At 71.3% G+C, this 25,765-nt stretch carries 21 protein-coding genes; 7 read left to right on the plus strand and 14 right to left on the minus strand.

Going from position 1 to position 25,765, the window contains the following annotated elements; genetic code table 11:
* The 11 genes from lepB (AC5RV6_RS10840) to AC5RV6_RS10890 all read right to left on the minus strand — a co-directional run bounded on the left by lepB (AC5RV6_RS10840) (position 1) and on the right by AC5RV6_RS10890 (position 8,882).
* Positions 1–729: a signal peptidase I gene (gene lepB, locus AC5RV6_RS10840; protein WP_494007303.1), complete on the minus strand. Its 729-nt coding sequence runs from the start codon at positions 727–729 to the stop codon at positions 1–3.
* A gap of 11 nt (positions 730–740) precedes the next feature.
* The gene (gene lepB, locus AC5RV6_RS10845) at positions 741–1,442 is read right to left on the minus strand and encodes a signal peptidase I (RefSeq protein ID WP_494007304.1); all 702 of its coding nucleotides are present in this window, start codon (positions 1,440–1,442) and stop codon (positions 741–743) included.
* A gap of 16 nt (positions 1,443–1,458) precedes the next feature.
* On the minus strand, positions 1,459–1,809 hold the full coding sequence (rplS, locus tag AC5RV6_RS10850; protein ID WP_494007305.1) for a 50S ribosomal protein L19: 351 nt from the start codon (positions 1,807–1,809) through the stop codon (positions 1,459–1,461).
* A gap of 183 nt (positions 1,810–1,992) precedes the next feature.
* Positions 1,993–2,856, minus strand: a complete 864-nt coding sequence (trmD, locus tag AC5RV6_RS10855; RefSeq protein ID WP_494007306.1) for a tRNA (guanosine(37)-N1)-methyltransferase TrmD — start codon at positions 2,854–2,856, stop codon at positions 1,993–1,995.
* Between the two features lies 1 nt (position 2,857).
* Positions 2,858–3,394, minus strand: a complete 537-nt coding sequence (gene rimM / locus AC5RV6_RS10860) for a ribosome maturation factor RimM (RefSeq protein WP_494007307.1) — start codon at positions 3,392–3,394, stop codon at positions 2,858–2,860.
* 134 nt (positions 3,395–3,528) lie between these two features.
* Positions 3,529–3,771 (minus strand): RNA-binding protein, encoded by a 243-nt coding sequence (locus tag AC5RV6_RS10865; protein WP_494007308.1) that lies wholly within the window; start codon positions 3,769–3,771, stop codon positions 3,529–3,531.
* Between the two features lies 1 nt (position 3,772).
* A complete protein-coding gene (rpsP, locus tag AC5RV6_RS10870) occupies positions 3,773–4,174 on the minus strand; it encodes a 30S ribosomal protein S16 (RefSeq protein ID WP_494007309.1) in 402 nt (133 codons plus the stop codon).
* Between the two features lie 226 nt (positions 4,175–4,400).
* A complete protein-coding gene (locus AC5RV6_RS10875) occupies positions 4,401–5,297 on the minus strand; it encodes a VOC family protein (RefSeq protein ID WP_494007310.1) in 897 nt (298 codons plus the stop codon).
* 127 nt (positions 5,298–5,424) lie between these two features.
* Positions 5,425–7,008 (minus strand): signal recognition particle protein, encoded by a 1,584-nt coding sequence (gene ffh / locus AC5RV6_RS10880; RefSeq protein ID WP_494007311.1) that lies wholly within the window; start codon positions 7,006–7,008, stop codon positions 5,425–5,427.
* A 252-nt stretch (positions 7,009–7,260) separates the two neighbouring features.
* Positions 7,261–7,599 carry a P-II family nitrogen regulator gene (locus AC5RV6_RS10885; protein WP_494007312.1) on the minus strand — a complete coding sequence of 113 codons (339 nt, stop codon included), beginning with the start codon at positions 7,597–7,599 and terminating at the stop codon, positions 7,261–7,263.
* A complete protein-coding gene (locus AC5RV6_RS10890) occupies positions 7,596–8,882 on the minus strand; it encodes an ammonium transporter (protein ID WP_494007313.1) in 1,287 nt (428 codons plus the stop codon). The genes AC5RV6_RS10885 and AC5RV6_RS10890 overlap by 4 nt, the downstream gene beginning before the upstream one ends.
* A 296-nt stretch (positions 8,883–9,178) precedes the next feature.
* On the opposite strand from AC5RV6_RS10890, the gene AC5RV6_RS10895 reads away from it, so the two are divergent.
* Positions 9,179–10,891 carry a hypothetical protein gene (locus AC5RV6_RS10895; protein ID WP_494007314.1) on the plus strand — a complete coding sequence of 571 codons (1,713 nt, stop codon included), beginning with the start codon at positions 9,179–9,181 and terminating at the stop codon, positions 10,889–10,891.
* Positions 10,892–10,980: 89 nt separating this feature from the next.
* Here the strand turns inward: AC5RV6_RS10895 and ftsY are convergent, their stop codons facing one another.
* A complete protein-coding gene (ftsY, locus tag AC5RV6_RS10900; RefSeq protein ID WP_494007315.1) occupies positions 10,981–12,171 on the minus strand; it encodes a signal recognition particle-docking protein FtsY in 1,191 nt (396 codons plus the stop codon).
* Positions 12,172–12,238: 67 nt separating this feature from the next.
* On the opposite strand from ftsY, the gene AC5RV6_RS10905 reads away from it, so the two are divergent.
* Together AC5RV6_RS10905 and AC5RV6_RS10910 are read left to right on the plus strand one after the other, a co-directional pair.
* On the plus strand, positions 12,239–13,597 hold the full coding sequence (locus AC5RV6_RS10905) for an MFS transporter (protein WP_494007316.1): 1,359 nt from the start codon (positions 12,239–12,241) through the stop codon (positions 13,595–13,597).
* Entirely contained in the window at positions 13,594–14,325 is a 732-nt protein-coding gene (locus AC5RV6_RS10910; protein WP_494007317.1) for a glutamine amidotransferase, read from the plus strand. Before AC5RV6_RS10905 ends, AC5RV6_RS10910 begins: the two co-directional genes overlap by 4 nt.
* Before the next feature lie 54 nt (positions 14,326–14,379).
* Here AC5RV6_RS10910 and smc read toward each other — a convergent pair whose 3' ends face one another.
* Positions 14,380–17,994: a chromosome segregation protein SMC gene (gene smc / locus AC5RV6_RS10915; protein WP_494007318.1), complete on the minus strand. Its 3,615-nt coding sequence runs from the start codon at positions 17,992–17,994 to the stop codon at positions 14,380–14,382.
* A gap of 216 nt (positions 17,995–18,210) precedes the next feature.
* On the opposite strand from smc, the gene AC5RV6_RS10920 reads away from it, so the two are divergent.
* The 4 genes from AC5RV6_RS10920 to AC5RV6_RS10935 are packed head-to-tail and all read left to right on the plus strand — an operon-like array spanning position 18,211 to position 23,892.
* The gene (locus AC5RV6_RS10920) at positions 18,211–19,236 is read left to right on the plus strand and encodes a 3-oxoacyl-ACP synthase III (RefSeq protein ID WP_494007319.1); all 1,026 of its coding nucleotides are present in this window, start codon (positions 18,211–18,213) and stop codon (positions 19,234–19,236) included.
* Positions 19,230–21,980, plus strand: a complete 2,751-nt coding sequence (locus AC5RV6_RS10925; protein WP_494007320.1) for an alpha/beta fold hydrolase — start codon at positions 19,230–19,232, stop codon at positions 21,978–21,980. The genes AC5RV6_RS10920 and AC5RV6_RS10925 overlap by 7 nt, the downstream gene beginning before the upstream one ends.
* Entirely contained in the window at positions 21,977–23,029 is a 1,053-nt protein-coding gene (locus AC5RV6_RS10930; protein WP_494007321.1) for an NAD-dependent epimerase/dehydratase family protein, read from the plus strand. Before AC5RV6_RS10925 ends, AC5RV6_RS10930 begins: the two co-directional genes overlap by 4 nt.
* A 44-nt stretch (positions 23,030–23,073) precedes the next feature.
* Positions 23,074–23,892 carry a serine hydrolase domain-containing protein gene (locus tag AC5RV6_RS10935; RefSeq protein ID WP_494007322.1) on the plus strand — a complete coding sequence of 273 codons (819 nt, stop codon included), beginning with the start codon at positions 23,074–23,076 and terminating at the stop codon, positions 23,890–23,892.
* A gap of 81 nt (positions 23,893–23,973) precedes the next feature.
* On the opposite strand, the gene AC5RV6_RS10940 is transcribed toward AC5RV6_RS10935, so the two are convergent.
* Positions 23,974–25,407 carry an HNH endonuclease gene (locus tag AC5RV6_RS10940; RefSeq protein ID WP_494007407.1) on the minus strand — a complete coding sequence of 478 codons (1,434 nt, stop codon included), beginning with the start codon at positions 25,405–25,407 and terminating at the stop codon, positions 23,974–23,976.
* Between the last annotated feature and the right edge of the window lie 358 nt (positions 25,408–25,765).

Here is a 25,765-nt window from a genome sequence, read left to right on the forward strand (position 1 = left end):
TCACTGCCCGCTGCCGGCCGGTTCGGGAACGTCCGCGAAGACTTCCTCGTAGCTGTCCACCCCGCTGATGCGGTTCAGCGGCCAGGCGATGATTCCGGCGCGGCCTTCAATGTCGTCAATGTCGATGAAGCCGCCGTCGGAGTCCTGGTGCTCCCGGGAGTCGGCGGAGGCGTTGCGGTGGTCGCCCATGACCCAGACCTTGCCCTCGGGGACGGTGACGTCGAAGGGAATGTCGGAGGGGGTGGCACCCGGGTAGATGTACGGCTCGTCGAGGGGCTCGCCGTTGACCGTGATCCGGCCCTCGGCGTCGCAGCAGGTGACCCGGTCGCCGGGCAGCCCGATGACCCGCTTGACCAGGTGCTGCTCGGATTCGTCCGGCAGCAGGCCGACAAAGACCAGGGCCTCGCGCAGCAGGTTCTCCCCGCCGTCGTCCGCGGCCTGGGCCGGCAGCCAGCCCTTGGTGTCCTCGAACACCACCACGTCGCCGCGCTGCAGGTCCATGACATCCGGAACCAGGAGGTTCACGAAGATGCGGTCGTTGATCTCCAGGGTTTCCTCCATGGAGCCCGACGGGATGTAGAAGGCCCGGAACAGGAAGGTTTTGATCAGGAACGACAGCAGCAGCGCCACCACGATGATGATGCCGACTTCCTTGAGCCAGCTGCCGATTCCTCGTCCGGACTCCGCGTGCTGCGCGTCCCGCGGTTCCTCCGGGGTGCTGTGAGCCATGTGCCGTCCTCTTATTCCGCGGTGTTCCGCTCGGTTTCCAACTCTAGCCGCCCAATCTGGGTACTGCGCTCAAACGGCCACACGATCCGCTGCGCGCGGCCGATCACCCGCTCCTCGGAGACCAGCCCGCCGCCGGGGGCGCCGAGCAGGGACCGGGAGTCCGCCGACTCGGCGCGGTGGTCGCCCAGCAGCCACAGCCGGCCCTCGGGCACGACGACGTCGAACGCGGTCTCGCTGGGGGCGTCGCCCGGGTAGAGGTAGGGCTCCTCGATCGGTTTGCCGTTGACGGTGATCCGGCCGTCGGGGCCGCAGCAGCTCACCCGGTCCCCCGGCACGCCGATGACGCGCTTGACGTAGGCGGTGTCGCTGCCGGCCAGGCCCAGCCAGCGGCCGGCGGTGTGGGCGGCCTCGGCCAGGGGCGGGCGGCCGCTGTCCAGCGGGGCCAGGGAGCCGCGCCCGTCGAAGACGATGACGTCGCCGCGGCGCACCTCGCCGTCCAGCCGGTTCACGAGGACCCGGTCCCCCGGTTCGAGCAGCGGCTGCATCGACTCGGAGGGAATGTAGTAGAGGTCCACGATGAACGCGCGGACCAGGGCGGTCAGGATCACGGCGGCGGTGAGGGCACACAGCACGAAACGCCAGCCCGCAAAGCGGAGCCGGCGTTTCGTGTGTGCCGCGGGGTTCTCCCCGTGCACGGAGGGTACTGCGTCCAAGAAGCGGTGGGCGGACTTACTTGAAGTCGCGCTTCTCCTTGATCTTGGCAGCCTTGCCGCGCAGGTTGCGCATGTAGTACAGCTTGGCGCGGCGGACGTCGCCCTTGGAGACGACCTCAATCTTGTCGATGATCGGGGAATGCACCGGGAAGGTACGCTCCACGCCGACGCCGAAGCTCACCTTGCGGACCGTGAAGGTCTCGCGGATGCCGTCGCCCTGGCGGCCGACAACGAAGCCCTGGAAGACCTGAACACGGGAGTTCTTGCCTTCGATGATGTTGACGTGCACCTTGATGGTGTCGCCCGGGCGGAAGTCGGGAACGTCATTGCGCAGCGAGGCTGCATCGACGGAGTCGAGGATGTGCATAGTTGTCACTCCTGGTGAACGCCGCAGGTCATCCACTTTGGTCACGGCGGCAAGGATGCGGAAAACCGCACAGATGCCGTCGAAGCTGGTTTACCGGCAGGCCATGGAACAGGCCGCCCGGTGTGCCGTGGCTGTTGGCCTCGCTCCCCCTGCGGCAGGTGCGGACCCAGATGGCACAGTTTCCTATTCTGCCACAGGCCCGGCACCGGCTCCAAGCCCGGCACCGGAGGGCGGCAGCAGGCCGGCCGCTCCGACGCTCCACCCGAGCGCCGCCAGCACCGCACGGTCCCCCTTGTCGAGCACGGCGGGGTCGAGCCGCTCGAGCAGGTCCGGGCGACGTCGGGCGGTCCGGCGCAGCTGCTCGTCGCGCCGCCAGCGGGCGATGGCGGCGTGGTTGCCGCTGAGCAGCACCTCGGGGACGCCTCGGTCCCGCCAGGTGGCCGGCTTGGTGTAGACCGGGTATTCCAGCAGGCCGTCGGAGTGGGATTCCTCGACCAGCGATTCGGGGTTGCCGACGACGCCGGGCACCAGCCTGCCGACGGCCTCCACCATGGCCAGCACGGCCACCTCTCCCCCGTTGAGGACGTAGTCGCCCAGGCTCATGGGCCGGACCGTGTAGTGCTCCGCAGCCCAGTCCAGGACGCGTTCGTCAATGCCCTCGTAGCGTCCACAGGCAAAGACGAGGTGTTCCTCGGCGGCCAGTTCGTAGGCGGTGGCCTGGGTGAACACCTCCCCTGCCGGGGACGGCACGATCAGCACGGGACGGCGCGCGCCGTCGGCCGCGGATCCAGCCGCGGCTTCGTCTGCGGCTTCGTCGGCACCGCCGGCCACGTCCGTGAGGGCCTGGGCCCAGGGTTCGGGCTTCATGACCATGCCGGCCCCGCCGCCGGTGGGGGTGTCATCGACGGTGCGGTGCCGGTCGGTGGTCCATTCGCGCAGGTCGTGGACCTGCAGCTGAAGCAGCCCGTCCCGTCGTGCCTTGCCGATCAGGGACAGGTCCAGCGCGGCGAGGTACTCGGGGAAGATGCTGATGACGTCAATGCGCACTTCAGCTGCCGGCCTTCTCATCGTCGGGGGCGTTCAGCTCCAGCAGGCCCGGCGGCGGCGTGAGCAGGACATAGCCGGCCTCCGGGTCGACTTCGGGCACAATCTCGTCGACGAAGGGCACGAAGACCTCCCGTCCCCGGGTGTCGGTGAGCACCAGCAGGTCCTGGGCGGCGGTGGTGCGCAGTCCGCTGACGGTGCCGACGACGTCGTCGCCCACCCGGACGGAGAGGCCCACCAGCTCGTGTTCGTACCAGCCCTCATCGGCGTCGTCGTCGGCGTCGGTATCGGTGTCGATGAAGAGCTTGGCTCCGCGCAGTTCCTCGGCGCCGTTCCGGTCGGCGACCTCCTCGAAGGCCAGCAGCAGGATGGCCTTGTTCCAGCGGGCTCCGGCAATGGTGAGCGGGCCCTTGGCCGCCGGCTCGACGATGAACCGGGCGCCGGGAACGAACCGGTCTTCGGGCGCATCGGTGAGGACCTGGACGGTCACCTCGCCGCGGATGCCGTGCGGCTTGCCGATGCGTGCCACCTGTAACTGCATGAACTCTCCTTAGTGCTGCTGTCCCGCCCGGCCGGTGCGGGCGGGCGTAAAAAAACATCCGGCCCCTCCACCATTATCTGGTGCGGGGCCGGATGCTGAAGAAACCGCTGTGACGGTGTGCCCGGGTCGTCGGCTCAGCGCCGGCGGTCGGTATCCACGACGTCCACACGAACCTGGTCGCCTCCGGGCAGGGCTGCGATCACGGTGCGCAGTGCGCGGGCCGTGCGGCCCTGCCGGCCGATGACCCGCCCGAGGTCGTCCGGATGGACGCGCACCTCGAGCGTTTCACCGCGGCGGTTGCTGCGGGCGGCAACCTTGACACGCTCGGGGCTGTCAACGATGCCGCGGACCAGGTGTTCCAGCGCTTCGGCGAGCAAGTTACTCAGCCTCGGCCTCGGTGGAAGCAGCCTCTTCCTTCTTGGCCTTCGGGGTGATGGCCTCGGGGACGATCACGGAGTCCTTCTCGGGAGCCACGAAGGCTTCCTTCGGGGCCTTGGTCCGGAGGGTGCCCTCCTGGCCCGGCAGGCCCTTGAACTTCTGCCAGTCACCGGTGATCTTCAGCAGCGCTGCGACCTGCTCGGTGGGCTGGGCGCCGACGCCGAGCCAGTACTGGGCGCGGTCGGACTTGATGTCGATGTACGACGGCTCCTCGGTCGGGCGGTACAGCCCGATCTCCTCGATGGCACGGCCATCGCGCTTGGCACGGGAATCCATGACAACAACGCGGTAGTGTGCGGAGAACTTCTTGCCGAGGCGCTTGAGGCGAATCTTTACGGCCACTTTTGTGGTCACTCCTGATCTGAAAAAGGGGGCGAACCGCCGACTTCTGCTCCCGTGGGGCGGGCCATACTGAGGGGTTCAAAGGACAAGATGCATGCGCGGAGAGAGGGGCCACGCAGATCGAGTACCTGTCTATGATGCCAGAGAGCGGCAAGTTTTGCGACTTCGCCGCGCGGACTCCCGAACGGGGCGGCCGGTCAGCCGGGAGGCCGGCCCCGCCTGCCGGTCAGCCGGTGGCGCCGACGGCGACGCGCAGCCGGTTGCGCCACGGATCCTCGAAGCGCAGCTCGGCGCCGGTGTGGTGGCTGCCGATGCCGGCGGCGGCCAGCCGGTCGGCCAGCGCCGCGACGTCGTCGGCCGCCGGCACGGACAGCAGCACCTCGCCCAGCCCCAGGGTGTCCCGGCGCGGGCCGGCGCCCCGGGAGTTCCAGACGTTCATGGCCATGTGATGGTGGTAGCCGCCGGCGGAGACGAACAGTGCCTGCCCGTGGAAGTCCGCGGTCTTTTCGAAGCCCAGCACGTCCACATAGAACCGCTCGGCCGTCTCGACGGATCCGACCTGCAGATGGACGTGCCCGACGTCGGCCGCGGTCTCCTCCATGCCCGTGAGTGAAGCCTCGGCCAGGTGGCGCTGCAGGTACTGCGCCGGCGGCAGGGGCAGGGAGTCCATGCGGACCCGGGGCCCGTCGGCGGTTGAATCCCAGGCCCACTCGGTGCGCGGGCGGTCCCAGTAGAGCTCAATGCCGTTGCCCTCGGGATCCTGGAAGTAGAAGGCCTCCGAAACGAGGTGGTCCGCACTGCCGACGAAGGCCGAAGGGTCGTGCCGGTAGGCGACGGCGACGGCGGCAGCCAGGTCGGCCTGGCTCGCAAACAGGATGGCGGTGTGGAACAGGCCGGCCTCACCCCGCCCGGCCACCTGCAGCCCGGAGGCCGGGGCCAGGTGCACCAGCGGGGTGCCGGCGCGGCCCAGGTACAGCCCGCCGTCGGCCTCGGCGACCACCGCGAGGCCGAGCGCCTGCCGGTAGTAGCCGGCGACTGCGCCAAGGTTTCCCACCTTCAGCATCACCGTTCCCATCGCCAGGTCGGAGGGCAGCAGGTCGACGGGGCTTACTTGAAGGTTCATGCAATTAGCATAGTTGAAGCTTCATGTAATTGCCAGCGGGCGCATCGGCAACAGTGACGCCGGGCCGGTTAAACGGCGGAGGCCGCCCCACCTGCGCGGGACGGCCTCCGGTTGCTGTGGCTGGAGCCTACTTGCCGAGGAACTTTTCGAAGCCCTTGGGCAGGTTCAGCGAGCTGGGATCGAAGTCCGCATCCTGGGCACCGAACGCGGCGCCGGTGGGCAGCGCGCTGCGGGAGGCGCTGCGCCGGGCCTCGGCCTCGGCGCGCTCCTGCGCGGCCTTGGCGGGGTTGCCGGAGCGGGCCTTCTTCTTGCCCTTGGCCGCCTGCTGCTTCTTGCGGGCGCCGCCGAAGCCGCCCGGGCCGGCCATCCCGGGCATGCCCGGGATCCCGCCGCCGGCGGCCATCTTCTTCATCATCTTCTGCGCCTGGCCGAAGCGCTCCAGCAGGCCGTTGACCTCGGAGACGTGCACGCCCGAGCCGCGGGCGATGCGGGCCCGGCGGGATCCGTTGATGATCTTCGGGGCGACCCGCTCGTGCGGCGTCATGGACCGGACGATGGCTTCGACCCGGTCGATCTCGCGCTCGTCGAAGTTCTCCAGCTGCTCACGCATGCCGGCGGCGCCGGGCATCATCATGAGCATCTTCTTCATGGAGCCCATTTTGCGCAGCTGCTGCATCTGGGCCAGGAAGTCGTCGAGGGTGAAGTCCTCCTGATCGGCGAACTTCTTCGCCATCCGGGACGCTTCGTCCTTGTCCCAGTTCTTCTCGGCCTGCTCGATCAGGGTGAGGATGTCACCCATGTCGAGGATGCGGTTGGCCATCCGGTCCGGGTGGAAGACCTCGAAGTCGGTCAGCGCCTCGCCGGTGGAGGCGAACATGATCGGCTTGCCGGTGACGGAGGCGACGGACAGGGCCGCGCCGCCGCGCGCGTCGCCGTCGAGCTTGGTCAGCACGACGCCGGTGAAGTTCACGCCCTCGTTGAAGGCCTGGGCGGTGTTGACCGCGTCCTGGCCGATCATCGCGTCGATGACGAACAGCACCTCGTCGGGGCTGATCGCGGTGCGGATGTCGGCGGCCTGCTGCATCAGCTCGGCGTCCACGCCCAGGCGGCCGGCGGTGTCGACGATGACCACGTCGTGCAGCTTGGCGCGGGCCTCCTCGACGCCCTGGCGGGCCACGGCCACCGGATCGCCGGTGGCGGCCTCGAACTCGGAGCTGATGCCGGGGTGCGGGGCGTAGACCGGCACGCCGGCGCGTTCGCCGTTGACCTGCAGCTGCTTGACGGCGTTGGGGCGCTGGAGGTCGGCGGCGACCAGCAGCGGGCTGTGGCCCTGGCCCTTGAGCCACTTGGACAGCTTGCCGGCCAGGGTGGTCTTGCCGGCGCCCTGCAGGCCGGCCAGCATGATCACGGTGGGCGGGTTCTTCGCCAGGCGCAGCCGCCGGGTTTCGCCGCCGAGGATGCCCACGAGCTCTTCGTTGACGATCTTGACGACCTGCTGGCCCGGGTTCAGGGCCTGCGAGACCTCCGAGCCGAGGGCACGCTCCTTGACCGAGGCGGTGAAGGCACGGACCACGGGAACGGCCACGTCGGCGTCGAGCAGTGCGCGCCGGATCTCCCGGACGGTGGCGTCGACGTCGGCTTCGGTGAGCCGGCCCTTGCCGCGCAGGTTCTTGAAGGTTGAGGTCAACCGGTCAGACAGTGAATTGAACACGTGCCGCGCACTTCTTTCGTCGGATACTTTGGCGTGTACTTCGGCTGAAATTGCCAGGCCCAGCTGTTAAGGGTACCAAGCGACGGTACCGGGTGGGACGTTGGGCCCGTGACCGGGGACACCGTCCCCGCATGCCGGCGGCAGCCGGACGCCCGCGGCCTCTGAACACGCGGTCCGCCCGGCTGGAATTCCAGCCGGGCGGACCGTTGGTCAACAGGGCGGCTCCGGGCGATGTGCCGGGCCCGCTGCGGGTCAGAGGGCGGAGACCCCCCGCTCGCCGGTGCGCACGCGCAGCGCCTCCTCCACGTTGACCACCCACACCTTGCCGTCTCCGGCCCGGCCGGTGTTGGCCGTGGCCACCAGCACGTCGACGATGTCGTTCAGCCACTCGTCGGAGACCAGCACCTCGATGCGCACCTTGGGCAGCAGGTCCACGGTGTACTCGGCGCCGCGGTAGACCTCGGTGTGCCCGCGCTGGCGGCCGTAGCCGCTGGCCTGGCTGACGGTCAGCCCCTGTACGCCGTAGCTTTCCAGGGCGCCGCGGACGGCGTCGATCTTTTCCGGCCGGACGATGGCGGTTACCAGCTTCATGAGTTCACGGTCTCCTTCGTGGTGGCGGCGGCGACCGGGCGGAAGGACCCGCCGGTGCCCAGGCCGCCGAATTCGTAGGCGGTTTCGGCGTGCTCGCTGAGGTCCACGCCGGAGATCTCCTCATCCTCGGAGACCCGGAAGCCGATGGTCTTGTGCACGGCCAGCCCGATGATCAGTGTCATCACGGCGGAGAACAGGATCGCGATCACCGCGGCCACCAGCTGGGCGCCCAGCAGGGCGAAGCCGCCGCCGTAGAACAGGCCGCCGGCCTCGCCGTCGGCGGGCAGGGCGATGAAGCCCAGGGCCAGGGTGCCCACGATGCCGGCCACCAGGTGCACGCCGACCACGTCGAGGGAGTCGTCGTAGCCCAGGCGGTACTTGAGCCCGACGGCGAGCGCCGAGAGGACGCCGGCGACGATGCCCAGGCCCACGGCGCCGAGCGGGCTGACGTTGGCGCAGGCCGGGGTGATGGCCACCAGGCCTGCGACGATGCCGGAGGCTGCGCCCAGGGAGGTGGGGCGGCCGTCGCGGACGCGCTCCGTGACCAGCCAGCCGACCATGGCGGCGGCGGGGGCGGCGAGGGTGTTGACCCAGATCAGCCCGCCTTCCTCGGCCGAACCGGCGGCGCCGCCGTTGAACCCGAACCAGCCGAACCACAGCAGGGTCGCGCCGAGCATGACGAACGGGATGTTGTGCGGACGCTGGCTGGGGTCCTTGCCGAAGCCCTTGCGCTTGCCGATGATCAGGGCCAGGACGAGGGCCGCGACGCCGGCGTTGATGTGCACCACGGTGCCGCCGGCGAAGTCGATGGCCTCACCGACCACCGAACCGACGGCGCCCTCGGCGCTGAGCAGTCCCCCGCCCCACACCATGAACGCCAGCGGGCAGTAGACCAGGGTGACCCAGATCGGCACGAAGACGGCCCAGGCGCTGAACCGGGCGCGGTCGGCGATGGCGCCGCTGATCAGGGCGACGGTGATGATGGCGAACGTGGCGCCGAACCCGGCGCTGATCAGGTCCTCGCTGCCGAGCAGGCCTTCGAGGCCGAAGGACGTGAAGGGGTTCCCGAAGAGCCCCGCGAAGCCGTCGCCGCCGGTCATCGAGTAGCCCCAGAGCACCCAGACCACGCCGACCAGGCCGATCGATACGAAGCTCATCATCATCATGTTCAGGGCCGCCTTGGCCCGGGTCATGCCGCCGTAGAAGAATGCCAGTCCCGGCGTCATGAGCAGCACGAGCGCCGCTGAGACCATCACCCAGACGTGACCTGCAGACAGATCCATCTCCACGTCCTTTCGAAATCCGCGGGGACTTCCCGCACTCCGAAACTCTGCCGGGGCCGCATTTCGGAAAAGGCCCTGTTTGATTGCCTGCGGATTACAAACCGGCGGCCTGCGTAAAACCGCCGTAACGGCCGTGTTTCGGCTTCGTTTCCACGGCCTCTCCGCCCCGCCGGGGCTTGCATGCGCCGCCTTCGGCCCCTTCCCCGCTGCGGGCACACGACGGCGCCGCGACGGCGGTCACACCCCTGCGGCTAGGATGTCCACCTAAGACCACGATCCCCGGAGGTTATGCCCCCATGCCCGTTGAACCACCCCTGCCCGAGGACGCTTCCAGCCGGAAGTCCGACGACGGTTCCCTGCGTACCCGGGGTAACTCCCGCGGGCCGTCCCGCCGGAAGTGGCTGATCGGCGGCGCCGGCACGGCCGCCGTCGCCCTCGCCGCCGGTGCGGTGATCTTCCCGCTGGTGACCGACGACGACGAGCCGTCCGTTGCGGCCCCGACCGGCACCCCGGTGGCCTATGAGACGGAAGCGGCGCTGCCGCCGGCTCCGGAGTTCACCTACTACGAGCAGATCGGCCCGCCGGCCGGTTCTCCGCTGGAGCCGGTCGAGCCGATGTCGGTGACCGTGGCCGGCCAGACCACCGGCACCGAGCTGCCGGAGAACCTGATCGGCCTGTCCCTGGAGGCCACCGATCTGGCCGATCCGTCCCTGGCCGGGGACAACCCGGAAATGGTGCACGCGCTGCAGGGACTGGGCAAGCCGCTGCTGCGCTTCGGCGGCAACGCCGTGGACCGGCGCTTCTTCTGGACCTCCGCCGGAGAACCGATCCCGGGGAACCTCAAGGGAGACAAGGCGCATCCCGTCCGTGCCGTGACCCCGCAGGACCTGGCGCGGGTGGCCACTCTCCTGGAGGCGGTGGACGGGCGGATCGCCCTGACCGTCGACCTCGGCAACTACGACCCCGCCCGGGCCGCCGACATGGTCCGCCATGCCAGGGACGCGTTCGGTGAGCGCCTGGTGGGCATCACCGTCGGCAACGAGCCCAACGGCTACGCCAAGACCGGGCTGCGCGGCGGAGATTACGGGGTGGAGCAGTACCTCGGGGAGCTGAAGACCTACGCGCAGGCCATCTACGAGGTGGCCCCCGAGGTGCCGATCATCGGCCCCGGCACCTACGCGGAATCCTGGTGGGGGCCCTTTGCCACCGTCGACCTGCCCCAGGAGAAGATCCTCTCGCTGCACCACTACCCGCTCTCGGCCTGCGACGGCAGCGGCGACCCGCAGGGCGAGCCGATCCTGGCCAACCTGATGGATCCCCTGATCCATGACCGGGCGCAGGACTACCGGGCGCAGGCGCTGGCGCCGGGCCGGGAGAACGGCCTGGCGACCTGGATCACCGAGACCGGGCAGTCGGCGTGCCCGGGGTCGAATGAGACGACCAAGACCCACGCCTCGGCGCTGTGGGTGGCGGACTACGCACTGAGCGGGGCCGAGCTGGGCGTGGAGGCGATGAGCTTCCACAGCTCGCTGATCACCTGCCAGGGCGGCCCGCCCATGTCCGCGATCTGCACGGGCGGGGCCTACCTGCAGCCCAACGGCCAGGTGGACCAGCGGGCCAACTACTACGGCCTGTCCATGGTCGCGGAGATCCCCTCCGGTGAATTCCTCGCCACGGACGCCGCGGGCGGCGGGCTGGCCTACGCCTATTCCGTCCGGCACGACGACGGGAGCATCTCGGTGGCGCTGATCAACCAGAACAACCCCGAGACCGCGGCCCAGACCGAGGTCACCCTGACGCTGCCCGGCCGCGCGCTGAGCGGCACGATGACGCAGATGACCGGTGCCGCGTTCGCCTCCGAGGACACCACCACGATCGACGGCGGGCGGACCGAAAGCGTTCCGGCGGCCGAGCGGCTGACCGTACCCGGCTTCGCCTACGGGGAAACCACGCAGACCTTCCCGCTGACCGCGGGCACGGTGACCGTCCTGCACTTCACCCTGCAGTAAGGCCGGCGGCCCCGAGGGGCATGCAAAGAGCCCCGCAGCCCGATCCGGGCTGCGGGGCTCTTTGCGTCGCGGCGGATGCCGCCGGAGCGTCAGTTCAGCAGGGCGTCCACGAATCCTTCGGCCTCGAACGGGGCCAGGTCGTCGGGGCCTTCTCCCAGGCCGACCAGCTTCACCGGCACGCCGAGGGTGCGCTGGATGGCGACGACGATGCCGCCCTTGGCGGTGCCGTCCAGCTTGGTCAGCACGATGCCGGTGATGTTCACGACCTCCGAGAACACCTTGGCCTGGGCCAGGCCGTTCTGCCCGGTGGTGGCGTCCAGGACCAGCAGGACCTCGTCCACCTCGGCCTGCTTCTCGATCACGCGCTTGACCTTGCCCAGCTCGTCCATCAGCCCGACCTTGTTCTGCAGGCGGCCCGCGGTGTCGACCAACACGGTGTCCACCTCGCCGTCAATGCCGGCCTTGACCGCCTCGAAGGCGACGGACGCCGGGTCCGCGCCGTCGACGTCGGACTTCACGGTGGGCACGCCCACGCGCTGTCCCCAGGTGGCCAGCTGCTCCGCGGCGGCGGCGCGGAAGGTGTCCGCCGCACCCAGGATGACGTCCTTGTCCTCGGCGACCAGCACGCGGGCCAGCTTGCCCACGGTCGTGGTCTTGCCGACGCCGTTGACGCCCACCACCATGACGACGGCGGGCTTGTCGGCGTGCCGGTCCACGGCCAGCGAACGGTCCATGGACGGGTCCACCAGCTTGATCAGTTCCTCGCGGAGCATGCCGCGCACTTCCTCCGGGTTCCGGCTGCCGGAGATCTTCACCCGTTCGCGCAGGTTGTCGACGAGCTCCATGGTGGGCTCGGTGCCGAGGTCGGCCAGCAGCAGCGTCTCCTCGATCTCGTCCCAGACGTCCTCATCGATTTTGTCGCTGGCCAGCAGCGCGAGCAGGGCCTTGCCCAGGGCGTTGTTGGACTTCGCCAGGCGGGCGCGCAGCCGGGCCAGCCGGCCCTGGACGGGCTCAGGGGTCTCGATCGTCGGGGCGGGCGCCGGGGCGGCTTCCTCCAGGTCCCGCAGGTCGTCGGGAACGACGACGTCGGGCGCGGGTTCGGCCGTCGGAGCCTCCGCGACGGCGGTGCTGCCCGAGGCCTGCGGCAGGTCGTCGGCGTCGCGCTTCGTCGGGTAGATCTCCGGGCGCTGCCGGCGGCCGCGCACCAGCAGCGCTGCCACGGAGCCGACCACGGCGATCGCGATGACCACATAGATCACTATCGAAAGAGTCTCATTCACGCCTCCCAGCATTGCATATCGGCGTCGGCGGGCACACGGTCCCGGGCAGTGCGAGAATCAAGGCATCATGGTGCGCGCTTCCCGACTTCTCATCCCCCGCGAAATCAAGGTCCTCATTGCTGCGGCCTTCGTCATTGCCCTCGGCTACGGGCTGGTGGCCCCGGTGCTGCCCCAGTTCGCGCAGAGCTTCGACGTGGGCGTCACCGCCTCATCGGTGATCGTCAGCGCCTTCGCGTTCACCCGCCTGGTGTTCGCCCCGGCCGGCGGGCAGCTGCTGGAAAAGTTCGGCGAACGCCCGGTCTACATCTGGGGCCTGCTGATCGTGGCCCTGTCCACCGCGGCCTGCGCCTTCGCCGGCACCTACTGGCAGCTGCTGCTGTTCCGCGGGCTGGGCGGCATCGGCTCCACCATGTTCACCATCTCCGCGATGGGCCTCATCATCCGGCTGGCGCCGCCCGGAGTCCGCGGCCGGGTGTCCGGCCTCTACGCGTCGTCCTTCCTCATCGGCAACATCGTGGGCCCGCTGGTGGGCGGGCTGCTGGCCGGCTTCGGCATGCAGGTGCCGTTCCTCGTCTACGCCGTGGCGCTGCTCATTGCCGCCGGAGGCGTCGCCTGGCAGCTGAAGGCCGTCGAGCCGGCCGGAGGCCCCGACGCCGGGGCGGCGGCCGCCTCCCCTGCCTCCGGGCAGGACGCCGCCGACGATGCCGTGGCCGCCGCCGGCCCGGTCCAGGGCGAGCCGGTGACCGAGGTGGCCGCCGGGACCGCCGGCCGGCCGGCAGGCCGGGCCGGGCGCGACACGCGGCCCCGCCTGACCGTCCGGGAAGCGCTGCAGGATTCGGCCTACCGGGCGGCCCTGGCGTCCTCCTTCGCCAACGGCTGGTCCTCCTTCGGGGTCCGGAACTCGCTGCTGCCGCTGTTCGCGGCCGCGGTGCTGGCCGGCGGCAGCGAAACCGCCGGCATCGCCCTGACCTTCTTCGCCGGCGGCACCGCCCTGGCCCTGCTGTTCTCCGGCCGCCTGACGGACAGCTGGGGGCGCCGGCCGATGGTGCTCTCCGGCCTGGCGCTGAACGCCGCGGCGACGGCCGTGATCGGCTTTACCGACAGCGTGCCCCTGTTCCTGGCCGTGTCGGCCCTGGCCGGGCTCGGCACCGGCATGCTGAACCCGGCCCAGCAGGCGGCGGTGGCCGACGTCGTCGGCAACGAGCGCAACGGCGGCAAGGTGCTGGCCGCGTTCCAGATGACCGCGGACTCGGGGGCGATCATCGGCCCGATCCTCGCCGGGGTGCTCGCGGACACGCTGGGCTACGAATGGGCGTTCGCCCTGACCGGAGCCGTCGCCCTGCTCGCCTTCCTGGTGTGGCTGGGCGCGCGGGAAACCCTGGCCGGCCGCCCCGCCGCCCGCACCGGGTCTACGATCGAGGAATGAAGCCCTTCCTGCTCCTGGCCACCCGGTCAGAGGACGACGCCGCCGATGAGGAGTACGAAGCCGTTGCCCGCTTCGCCGGCCTGGATTCCTCCGGCCTGCACCGGCTGCGGCTGGAGCGGGGCCCGCTGCCGGACCTGGACCTGGACCGCTACAGCGGGCTGATCACCGGCGGCTCCGTGTTCAACTCCAGCGACCCCGAAGACGCCAAGAGCCCGGTGCAGCGGCGCGTCGAGGCGGATCTGGCCCGCCTGCTGGACGAGGTGACGGCGCGGGACTTTCCGTTCCTGGGCGCCTGCTACGGCGTCGGCACGCTGGGCCGGCACCAGGGCGCCGTCGTCGACCGCCGCTTCGGTGAGCCGATCGGCGCCGTCGAGGTGTCGCTGACCGACGCCGGCCGGGCCGATCCGCTGCTGGAGGGGCTGCCGGAGCGCTTCCACGCCTTTGTCGGCCACAAGGAGGCGGTGGCGAAGCTGCCCGCGCACGCGGTGAACCTGGCCGGGTCCGCCACCTGCCCGGTGCAGATGTTCCGGGTGCGCAGCAACCTGTACGCCACCCAGTTCCATCCGGAGCTGGACGTCCCGGGCCTGCTCACCCGCATCTCGGTCTACCGGCACGCCGGCTACTTCCCCGAGGAGGAAGCCGAGGCGGTGATGGACTCGGTGCGCGGCGCCAACGTGCAGGCGCCGCCGCGGATCCTGCACAACTTCGTCCGCCGCTACGCCCGCTAGCTGTCCCGCCTTCCCGACACTGCGGGGCCGGGCTCCCCTGCCCCGCCGGCCTGCTCATCGCGGCCGGGCTGGCTCCCCGCGGCGGTCGGGGCGTTCCATGCGCTGGCTGATCACGGTGGAGACGCCGTCGCCGCGCATGGTGACCCCGTACAGGGCGTCGGCGACCTCCATGGTCCGCTTCTGGTGCGTGATGACGATCAGCTGGCTGGACGCGCGCAGTTCCTCGAAGATGGTGATCAGCCGGCCCAGGTTGGTGTCGTCCAGGGCGGCCTCCACCTCGTCCATCACGTAGAACGGCGAGGGGCGGGCCTTGAAGATGGCCACCAGCAGGGCCACCGCGGTCAGGGACCGTTCACCGCCGGAGAGCAGCGAGAGGCGCTTGATTTTCTTGCCGGCCGGCCGGGCCTCCACCTCGATGCCGGTGGTGAGCATGTCCTGGGGATCGGTGAGCACCAGGCGGCCCTCCCCGCCGGGGAACAGCCGGCCGAAGACGCGCTCGAACTGGGCGGCGGTGTCGTGGAAGGCCTCGGTGAAGACCTGCTCCACCCGCTGGTCCACTTCCTTGATGATGTCCAGCAGGTCCTTCCGGGTCGCCTTGAGGTCCTCGAGCTGGGTGCTGAGAAATTTGTGCCGCTCCTCCAGGGCCGCGAATTCCTCCAGTGCCAGCGGGTTGACCTTGCCCAGGGCGGCCAGGTCCCGCTCGGCTTTCCGCAGCCGCTTCTCCTGCTCGGCGCGCACGTAGGGCACCCCGGACGGGATCGGGTTGCCGTCGTCGTCGACCTCCTGGCGCAGGGCCGCCCACTTGTCGCCGTCGCCGTCCTCCGGGACGGGAACCGGCTGGTCCGGTCCGTAGTTGGCGAGCAGGTGGTCCGCCGTCATGCCCAGTTCCTCGACCGAGCGGGCCTGCAGCGTTTCGAGCCGCAGCCGCTGCTCGGCGCGCTGCAGTTCGTCGCGGTGCACCGAGTCGGTGAGCCTGGCCAGCAGGGCCGCGGCCTCGGCGTTGGCCGAGCGTACCGTCTCCAGCTCGGCGCGGCGTGCGTTGCGCATCGCTTCGGCCTCGTCCCGGTCGGCGGCGGCCCGGGCGAGCGAGACGTCGGTGAACGCGAGGGCGGCGTCGGCGGCCTGCGCGACGGCGTGCGCGCGGGCGGCCTGCCGGCGGCGGCGCCGGGCCCGCTCGGCGGCTGCGGCGCGGGCCCGGCGTTCGGCTTGGGCGGTCCGTTCCAGGGCGGCGGCGCGGCCCGTGGCCGCGGAAAGCTGCTCCTCGCAGGAGCGCAGGGACAGCCGGGCTTCCATTTCCGCCTGCCGGGCCTGGACCGCCGCGGCGTTGAGCGCCTCGAGCCGGTCCCGGGACGGTTCCGCTTCGTCGGCGGGCTGCTGTTCGGCCGCCGCCAGGCGGTCCTCGGCCTCCTCCAGGGCCGTGCGTTCGGCGGCCAGGTTCTGCTCCGCGGCCTCGATGGAACGCTGCAGGCGTGCCGCTTCGCCTTCGGCTGACCGCAGCACGGATCCCAGCGAGCCGAGGCGCTCGGCCACGCCGGCGAGCCGGGCATCGGAGTCGTGCAGGGCGGCGAGCGCCGCATCGGCGCGGGCGGCGGCCTCGTCCCGGGCGGCGACGGCGGCGGCCAGGGCCTCGTGCGCCGTGTCCCGGCGGGCTTCGGCGTCCCGCAGCCGGGCCTGCGTCTCATCGACGGCGGCCTGCACCTCGATCAGCCCCGGCGCCGACTCGGATCCGCCGCGGGCGTGGACGGAGGACACCAGGTCACCGTCCGCCGTGACGACCCGCAGTTCGGGCGCCTCGGCCAGTACGCGGACGGCGTCGGCCAGCGTGGGAACCGCCACGGTGCCCGCCAGCAGCCGCCGCAGCGGCTCCAGCACGTGGTCCGGGCCTTCCAGCAGGCCGGCGACCGGTTCGGCGCCGTCGGGAACAGGCATGGAGGCTCCGGTCGCCGGCGCCGGGTGCCGGGGGGCGAGCAGCAGCTCGGCCTGTCCCGCGTCCGCGGCCTTCAGCTGTTCCAGGGCGGCCACGGCCGCGTCGACGCCGGTGACCGTCAGCGCCTCCGCGGCGCCGCCCAGCGCGGCGGCGACAACGCGTTCGCGTCCGGCCGCCACGGTGACCAGCTCGGCCAGCGGCCCGAGCACGCCGTCGAGCCCGGCGTCCAGCAGCGCGGCGCTGCCGTCACGCCGCTGGAGCCCCACGGCGAGGGCGTCACGGCGGGCGGCCAGGGTCTCCCGGTCCCGCTCTGCCTGCCGTTCCTCGTCCCGCAGCCGCCGGACCTCGGCTTCGGCCTCCTCCTGGCGGGACAGCGCCTGCTCGTACTCTTCGTCGAGGCCTTCCTCGCCCTGCTCGGCGCCGGCGGCTTCGGCCTCCAGGGCCGCGAACTCCTCCGCGGCCCGGGCGCGGCGCTGCTGCCCGTCGGCGACCAGGCTGCGCAGCCGGCCCAGCTCGGCCTGAGCGGACTCCACCCGGGAACGGGCAGCGCCGACGGTGCCGGCGAGGCGGGCCAGGCCCTCACGGCGGTCCGCGGCGGCACGGAGCACGGCGGCCAGCCGCTGTTCCTCCGCGGCGGCGTCCTCCTCCGCCTCGAGGCGGACCTCCACCGCGTCCTCCAGGGCCTCCCGGCGGGCCTCGACCTCCTCCTGCAGGGCACCGGCTTCGGCGCGCATCCGCTCGGCCTGGGCGCGCAGCTGTTCCGGGTCCCGGCCCGGGGCCGGTCCGCCGTCCGCGGCCCCCAGCAGCCGGCCCCGCTCCCGGGCGAGCTCCCCCAGGGAGCGCAGCCGCTCGCGGACCGCGGAGAGCTGGTACCAGGCCTCCCGGGCGGCTGCCAGGCGCGGGGCGGCGTCGGCGGCGGCCCGTTCGAGCTGCTGCTGGCGTTCCTGCCCGGCGGCGAGCTCCTGCTCGACGGCGGCGCGGCGTTCCTTCAGGGCCTGTTCGTCGGCGGCGTCCTTGGCCAGCGCCGCCTCGAGGACGGCAATGTCATCGGCCAGCAGGCGGGCCCGGGCGTCGCGGACATCCTGCTGCACCTGCCGGGCGCGGCGGGCGACGGCGGCCTGCCTGCCCAGCGGTCCGAGCTGGCGGCGGAGCTCAGCCGTGAGGTCCGTGAGCCGGGCGAGGTTCGCCTGCATGGCCTCCAGCTTGCGGACGGTTTTCTCCTTGCGGCGCCGGTGCTTGAGGATGCCGGCGGCCTCTTCGATGAAGCCGCGCCGCTCTTCCGGACCGGCGTGCAGCACCCGGTCCAGCTGCCCCTGCCCGACGATCACGTGCATCTCCCGGCCCAGGCCCGAGTCGGAGAGCAGTTCCTGGATGTCCAGCAGCCGGCACGGGGCGCCGTTGATGGCGTATTCCGAGCCGCCGGCCCGGAACAGGGTGCGGGAGATGGTGACCTCGGAGTATTCGATCGGCAGCGCGCCGTCGGCGTTGTCGATGGTCAGCGCCACCTGGGCGCGGCCGAGCGCCGGCCGGGAGGAGGTCCCGGCGAAGATCACATCCTCCATCTTGCCGCCGCGCAGGGTCTTGGCGCCCTGTTCGCCCATCACCCAGGCGAGTGCGTCGACCACGTTCGATTTGCCCGATCCGTTGGGGCCCACCACGGCCGTGACGCCGGGCTCGAACTCAAACGTGGTCGCCGATGCGAAGGACTTGAAGCCGCGCATCGTGAGGGTCTTCAAATGCACAGCTGATGCACGCTTCCTGCTGCTGGAGTCATTCCATAAATCTACGCGGTACACCACAATAAACCGGGTACCCGCACGGCATGGTCCCGGGGAGCGCGCACGACAACCCGCCGGAGGAAAGTAGGCTTTTGGAGGGATCAGACGATCCCGACGCGAGGTTGGGCTGTGCGGCGGCCGCCAGCGCATGAGTAACAGGCAGCAGACAAGGCAGGCATTTTGACCGGGAACTTCACCTTCCAGCACAGCAACACGGCCCTCTTGAGCGTGACCAGCGTTGAAGCGCCGGTGGTGGTCTCGTCGGACGAATTCGACAAGCGGCTTGCCCCGTCCCTCAAGCGGCTCCGGCTTTCCCGCAGGCTTTTGGAGCGGGTGGCCGGCGTCGAGGAGCGCCGCTGGTGGGCGCCAGGCGCGGACTTTGACGACGGCGCGATCGAGGCCGGAGCGAAGGCCATGGCCGAAGCCGGCATCGAACCCCACCAGGTGGGCCTGCTGATCAACACCTCGGTCACCCGACGGAACCTCGAGCCCTCGGTGGCGGTGAAAATCCATCACGGACTGGGGCTGCCGTCCTCCGCTTTGAACTTCGATCTGGCCAACGCATGCCTCGGATTCGTCAACGGAATCACGCTTGCAGCGAACATGATCGAGTCCGGACAGATCGACTACGCGCTGATCGTGGCCGGCGAGGATTCGCAGAAGGTCGCCGAGGCGACGTTCTCCCGCCTGAACCGGGAGGACTCCACCCGCGAGGACTACCTGCGCGAATTCGCCAGCCTGACCCTGGGCTCCGGCGCAGCCGCGGCCGTGATCGGCCGGGCCGACGCCCATCCCGGCTCGCACCGCATCCTCGGCGGCGTGTCCCGCGCCGGCACGGAGCACCATGAGCTGTGCGTGGGCGGGCATGACGGCATGTACACCGACACCAAGGGCCTGCTCGACGGCGGCCTGGAGCTGGTGGTGACCGCGTGGCGGGAGGCGCAGGAGCAGGGCTGGAACTGGTCCGCCATGGACCGCTACGTCACCCACCAGGTCTCCACCTCCTACACGAACGCGATCATCAAGGCCGTGGAGCTGGACCGTGAGCGGGTGCCGATCACCTTCCCCAAGTGGGGCAACGTGGGCCCGGCGTCGCTGCCGATGACCCTCGCCCAGGAGGCCGAATCGCTGAACCCCGGCGACCGGGTGCTGTGCATGGGCGTCGGCTCCGGCCTGAACACCACGATGATGGAGATCGCGTGGTAGCTGCAGACTGGCCCGGCGTGGCCGCTTCCTGGTCCACCCATGTGCAGGTGCCCTCCAGCGCCGCCGTCGACCGCCCCGGCACCGTCCGCACCTGGCACGTGCTCGACACCGCGGCCGACCTGGCGGAACGGGGGCTGACCCCGCGGGGCACCATCCTGTGCGTGCACGGCAACCCCACCTGGTCCTACCTGTGGCGCAGCGTGGCAGCTGCCGCCGCGGACGCTCCGGGCGGGCCCTGGCGTGTGGTGGCGGTCGATCAGCTGGACATGGGCTTCTCGGAGCGCACCGGCGCCTTCCGCCGCCTGGCCGACCGCATCACCGACCTTTCCGACCTCACCGAGACGCTCGGCCTGGACACTCCCGTGGTGACGCTGGGCCATGACTGGGGCGGCATCATCTCGCTCGGGTGGGCGCTGCGGCACCGCAGCCAGGTGGCCGCCGTTGCGCTGCTGAACACCGCGGTCCATCCGGCCGGCTTCGAGCTGCCCGCTCCGCTGCGCCTGGCCCTGCATCCGGCCGTGCACCGGGCCGGGACGCGCAGCACCGACGCGTTCATCCGCACGACGCTGTCCCTGGCCCACCCGGCGCTGCCCGCCGACGTGCGCCGCGCCTACAACGCCCCGTATCGGGGAGCCGAACGGCGCGACGGCGTGGCCAACTTCGTGGCGGACATTCCCGCCGACCGGTCCCACCCCAGCTGGCCGGCCCTGGAAACCGTGGCCGAGGGCATCCGTTCGCTGGACGTTCCCGCCCTGATGATGTGGGGCCCGCGCGATCCGGTGTTCAGCGACCGCTATCTGCGGGACCTGCTGGACCGGCTGCCGCAGGCGGACGTGCACCGCTTCGAGGGCGCCGGGCACCTGGTCGCCGAGGACCGGGACATCGCCGCACCGCTTTTCCAGTGGCTGCAGGCGAACCTGGGCGCGATCGGAGACGCTACGTCCTCTCCCATGTCATCGTCCGCGGACTCGTCCTCCGCGCTGGACTCCCCCGCGTCGTCGGCCGCCGAGCCGTCCGCCGGGACCGCTGCCGGGTTCCGGCCGATGCTGGCCGAACTGGACGAGCGGCGCACCGATTCCTCCCCCGCCGTGGTCGACATGGCGCCGCTGGGCGGGCAGGACGGCGCCGGGCCGCTGAGCCTGTCCTGGGCCGAGCTGGCCGAGCGGGTCGATGCCCTCGCCGCCGGGCTGGCCGCCGCCGGCGTCCGGCCCGGAACCCGGGTGAACCTGCTGGTGCCGCCGGGCATCGAGCTGACCTCGCTGATCTACGCGTGCCTGCGGCTGAACGCGGTGATTGTGGTTGCCGACGCCGGGCTGGGCACCAAGGGGCTCAGCCGGGCCATCAAGGGCGCCGGCCCCGCGTTCCTCATCGGCATCGAGCGGGCGCTGATCGGCGCCCGGGCGTTCGGCTGGCCGGGCACCCGGATCAGCGTCGCCGAGCTCTCCCCCGCCCGCCGTCGGCTGCTCGGCATCCGGCATTCCGTGGCTGACCTCATCGCCGCAGGTTCCCGCGCCGGCGCGGACCGGGCCTGGCCCGACGTCGAGCCCGACGCCGACGCCGCCGTGCTGTTCACCTCCGGGTCCACCGGCCCCGCGAAGGGCGTCGTGTATACGCACCGGCAGCTGACCGCCATGCGCGATGCGATCCGAAACACCTACAACCTGCGCGCCGGCACGTCGCTGGTGGCCGGCTTCGCGCCGTTCGCGCTGCTCGGCCCGGCGCTGGGAGCGACGTCGGTGACCCCGGACATGGACGTCACCTCGCCGCGCACCCTCAGCGCCGCGGCCCTCGCGGAGGCCGCCGTAGCCGTGGACGCCACGACGGTGTTCGCCTCCCCCGCCGCGCTGGCCAACGTGCTGGCCACCGCCGGTCAGCTCAGCGGCCGGCAGCGAGAGGCACTGGCGAAGGTCGAGCTGCTGCTCTCCGCCGGAGCCCCGATTCCGGAGCCGCTGCTGGCCCGGGTGCAGGACCTGGTGCCGCAGGCCGCGCTGCACACCCCCTACGGGATGACCGAGGCGCTGCCGGTGACGGACATCGACCTGGCCGGCATCCGCGCCGCCGGGACCGGGAACGGCGTCTGCGTCGGCACCCCCGTCTCCGGGGCCCGGGTGGCGATCGCCGAGGTCTTCCCTGACGGTTCCGTGGGCAGCGAGGTGCTGGCCACGGCGAACGTCACGGGTGAAATCCTCGTCAGCGCCCCGCATGTGAAGGACCGCTACGACCGGCTGTGGATCACCGAGTCCCGCAGCTCCTCCATCCCGGGCTGGCACCGGACCGGCGACGTCGGGCACCTCGATGACCAGGGCCGGCTCTGGGTGCAGGGAAGGCTGGGGCACATCCTGACCACCGCGGAGGGGGTCCGCACCCCGGTGGCCGGTGAGCAGGCGGCGGAGGCGGTCGACGGCGTCGGCCGGGCCGCCGTCGTCGGCGTCGGTCCGGCCGGAGCGCAGGTTCCGGTGGCCGTCATCGAAACCCAGCCGCCGGCCCGCCGGGCCGGAGCTGCCTCCGCCGAGCTGTCCGGCGCCGTCCGGGCCCGGGTGCGGGAGCAGTGCGGGCTGGATCTGGCAGCGGTGCTGGTGCTGCCGCAGATGCCGACGGACATCCGCCACAATTCCAAGATCGACCGGACCGCGCTGGCCGGCTGGGCCTCGAAGGTGCTGGCCGGCGGCCCGGTGCCGCGGCCGGGCAAGGCCGGCCCCACGGTGCCGGCGGCCGAGCCGGCCGGGCAGGGGGCCCGCCGATGAGCGCCGCCGACGTCCAGGTGCCGCGCAACGTCCTGGTGACCGGAGCCAGCGGGCTGCTCGGCGGTGCGGTCGCCGAGCTGCTGGAGGCCAGGGGCCACAAGGTGCGCACCTTCCAGCGCAGTCCCGGCCGGCCGGGACGTGACGCGGTGGCCGGATCGGTGTCCGACGCCGAGGCGGCGGCCCGCGCCGTGGCCGGCATGGACGCCGTCATCCACCTGGCCGCGAAAGTCTCCTTCACCGGGGAATGGCGCGAGTTCGAGGACACCAACATCCGCGGCACCCGCGTGCTGCTGGACGCTGCCCGGGCCGAAGGGGTGCGCGACGTCGTGTTCGTCTCCTCGCCGTCCGTCGCGCACTTCGGCGAGCCGATCGCCGGAGCGGGCGCCGGGACCGCCGACCCGGCCCGGGCGCGGGGCTTCTACGCCGCGTCCAAGGCCGAGGCGGAGCTGATCGCCCTCGACCAGGATTCCGAATCGTTCCGGGTGACGGCCATCCGGCCCCACATCGTGTGGGGCCCCGGCGACACCCAGCTGGTGGAACGGGTCATCGACCGCGCCCGCTCGGGCCGGCTGCCGCTGCTCGACGCCGGCGCGGCGCTGATCGACACGACCTACATCGACAATGCCGCGGCAGCCATCGTGCGCGGCCTGGAACGGATGGACGCCGCGCACGGCCGTGCCCTGGTGGTGACGAACGGCCAGCCCCGCCCCGTGGGTGAGCTGATCGCGGGCATCTGCACGGCGGCCGGCGTACGGCCTCCGGGCCTCAGCGTTCCGGGCAGCCTGGCCCGCGTGGCGGGCAGCGTCATCGAGAAGGCATGGCTGGCTGCCGGCAAACGCGGGCTGGTCCACGACGAGCCGCCGATGACCAGGTTCCTGGCCGAACAGCTGTCCACCTCGCATTGGTTCGACCAGCGGGAGACCCGGGAGGTGCTGGACTGGGTGCCCGAGGTGTCCATCGAGGAAGGCATGCGCCGTCTGGCCCGGCACTACGGCGGGACGGCCGAGGCGTCCGATGGCCGGAACGGCCCCTCCGCCCACCGAGCCTGACCTCCTGTACCGACAGATCAGCCAAGCTGCAAGGAAGCGAACCCGTGAACAGCCTGAAGAACATTGAGTCGTGGCCGGTGGAGAACGCGGCGGCCGCCCTGGTGTCCGCCGACGGCGGGGTCATCGGCACGGCCGGTGACCAGGACCGTCGCTTTCCGCTGGCCTCGGTGACCAAGCTGCTCAGTGCCTATGCCGTGCTGATCGCCCTCGACGAGGGGGCGCTGGAACTCGATCAGCCTGCCGGCCCGGAGGGTTCCACCGTGCGCCATCTGCTGGCGCACTCCGGCGGATACGACTTCGGCGAGCGCACCGTGCGATACGAGCCCGGAACCCGTCGCCTTTACTCGAATGCGGGGTTCGAGGTGCTTGGCGAGACCCTCGAGGCGGCCACCGGCATGCCGTTCGCCGCGTATCTGTCCGAAGGTGTCCTGCAGCCGCTCGGCATGGCGGCGACCGCGCTTGAGGGTTCCCCGGCTGCCGGTGCGGTGTCCACCGCCGGTGACCTGAGCCGGTTCGCAGCGGAGCTGCAGTCGCCCGTGTTGACCGATCCGGGCAGACTGCGCGAGGCCACCCGGGTGGTCTTTCCCGGGCTGTCGGGTGTCCTTCCCGGCTTCGGCCGACAGAAGGAGAACGACTGGGGCCTGGGCTTCGAGATCCGCGCCCATAAGGCACCGCACTGGACGGGTACGAAGAGCTCCCCGGCCACGTTCGGCCACTTCGGCCAGTCCGGCACCTTCCTCTGGGTCGATCCGGCGGCGGGGGCAGCGCTCATCGGCCTGACGGATCGGGATTTCGGCCCCTGGGCTGCGGAAGCATGGCCCGTGTACACGGACGGGGTACTCGCCGAGCTGGGTGCCAGCTGACATTGCAGGCTGGCTGCGGTGCCAGCTGACACTGCAGGCTGGCTGCGCTCGGCCCGGCGGTTCCCTGCTCATGTCTCGGGCTCATGTCATCCCGGGCGGTTGCCGTGTTCCGGGCAGCGGCGGCGCCGTTGATCGGTACCGATGCCCGGTGGGAGTGACTGTCTCCACTTCGGAATCCCCTGGTCCTGTTGGGTCGCTGCTCCAACCGGGAGCTTCCTTCGCCTGATTGCAGGCCTCGCACAGTCCCTGCCCGTTGGCTGCGGTTGTCGGTCCGCCACGGCTGTGGGGCCGGACGTGGTCTATGTGCCGGATGGGTGCCCCACACCACGGCATCCGGCAGACCTGGTCCCTTACCGCGATGAAACGGGCCAGCGAGGATGGAAAGAGCCGCGCCCGAGAATCCATGGCGACCAGCTCTCCGGTACGCGGAGAGGCGAACAGCCGGCGTATCCATCGTTCCTCAGCACCGCCACCGCCCCGGACGTCATCGAGGATGCGAGCTCCGTTCGTAGCCTCTCGGTCACGGCTGCCGGCCGGAGAGCTGCCGTTGTTCCGCGGCTCCGCGCCCCGGCTGCCGGCCGGAGAGCTGCCGTTGTTCCGCGGCTCCGCGCCCCGGCTGCCGGCCGGAGCGCTGCCGTTGTTCCGCGGCTCCGCGCCCCGGCTGCCGGCCGGAGAGCTGCCGTTGTTCCGCGGCTTCGCGCCCCGGCTGCCGGTCCGCTGTGAGCGCACCAGGTCCCTTGCCCATTGGGCAGGGACGGGTCCGTACCCGGGGACCAGCGCGGGCTCGGCATCGCCGGCGAGCAGGGTCCTGTCCGTCATGACCAACTGCACCTCCACGCGTGCGTGGCCGGCGTCGGCCAGCCCGGTAACGCGTTCGACGAGGGTGTCCGCCATGATCTGTCCGCGCCCCCGGGGGTCACCGGCAGCGCGGAGCCGGTCCGCTTCCCTGCTCAGCGCTGCGTACACACCCACCCCCTGGGCGACGGGCAGCAGCCCGGTCAGGTAGGTCATGGTGTCCGGCGCCGGCCGGCAGGACACGAACCTGTCGGCAGCCGCCTTCGCGGCACGGTTTACGGCAGATTGGGGATCGAGCCGGTACGCGGCCGCCTTCGCCCGCCCGATAATCTGCCGATCACCGAGCCGTTCCAGCACCTCCGGGTCCCCGGCAACCTCCTGGTCAACGCGCTGCCGGTCCTCCACGCTAAGGCACGCGGTTTCCCGCACCAGCAGCGTCGCCCGCCACTCGCTGATCCGCCCGGCAGACAGCGCGCTGAGCGTACAGGGCATCTCGGCCGTGAGTGCCTTGGCGAAGCCCAGCAGCCGGCCGCCCCGGCTGGGTGACTCCCGGCGGGCCAACGCGATCTGTGCCGCTACGCCCCGACCCTGCTGTTCGCGGGGAAGGCCCGCCAAGGACTGTTTCCGGCGCTGGGACATATCGAACGCCGCAGCAGCGCGGGCCTGCTCGGCCGATGCGGCGGCTTTGAGTTCCTCCAGAGCACGAATACGGTCAATCAGCTCCGCGTCGGCGTCGAGGTGAGGCTCTTTCGATGCCGACGCGGATACCGGCGGCGACCCCGTTGCGGCACCCGACGGCAGTCGCGACGGCGCTGCTGCCGCCGACGCATGTCCTATTGCCGCTGCCGACACCGATTCTTCGCTGCTTCCTGCCAGGAGCTGTTTCCATTCCCGAATGTGTTCAGCTCGGAGAGGCCCCCGCTCGGTAGGGGCGGAGCCTGCCCGCCCGAAAACCTGCCGAGGGCTCCCGTCGGCTATGTCCTGGCTGATCCCCGCAGGTTCCCCGGCGACGGGCCGAGCAGCCTGCTGCGGCACCGAGGCCACATCCAGCGGTGGCTGCCCATCGTACCTTTGAGGC

Source organism: Arthrobacter saudimassiliensis (assembly GCF_059090665.1).

Bases quoted from the DNA above. Each gene is read 5' to 3' on its own strand.
- AC5RV6_RS10890 (WP_494007313.1), bottom strand. From the start codon at position 8,882: ATGGATCTGTCTGCAGGTCACGTCTGGGTGATGGTCTCAGCGGCGCTC.
- AC5RV6_RS10895 (WP_494007314.1), top strand. From the start codon at position 9,179: ATGCCCGTTGAACCACCCCTGCCCGAGGACGCTTCCAGCCGGAAGTCC.
- AC5RV6_RS10905 (WP_494007316.1), top strand. From the start codon at position 12,239: ATGGTGCGCGCTTCCCGACTTCTCATCCCCCGCGAAATCAAGGTCCTC.
- AC5RV6_RS10910 (WP_494007317.1), top strand. From the start codon at position 13,594: ATGAAGCCCTTCCTGCTCCTGGCCACCCGGTCAGAGGACGACGCCGCC.
- AC5RV6_RS10930 (WP_494007321.1), top strand. From the start codon at position 21,977: ATGAGCGCCGCCGACGTCCAGGTGCCGCGCAACGTCCTGGTGACCGGA.
- AC5RV6_RS10885 (WP_494007312.1), bottom strand. From the start codon at position 7,599: ATGAAGCTGGTAACCGCCATCGTCCGGCCGGAAAAGATCGACGCCGTC.
- rimM (WP_494007307.1), bottom strand. From the start codon at position 3,394: ATGCAGTTACAGGTGGCACGCATCGGCAAGCCGCACGGCATCCGCGGC.
- rplS (WP_494007305.1), bottom strand. From the start codon at position 1,809: ATGCACATCCTCGACTCCGTCGATGCAGCCTCGCTGCGCAATGACGTT.
- AC5RV6_RS10875 (WP_494007310.1), bottom strand. From the start codon at position 5,297: ATGAACCTTCAAGTAAGCCCCGTCGACCTGCTGCCCTCCGACCTGGCG.
- lepB (WP_494007303.1), bottom strand. From the start codon at position 729: ATGGCTCACAGCACCCCGGAGGAACCGCGGGACGCGCAGCACGCGGAG.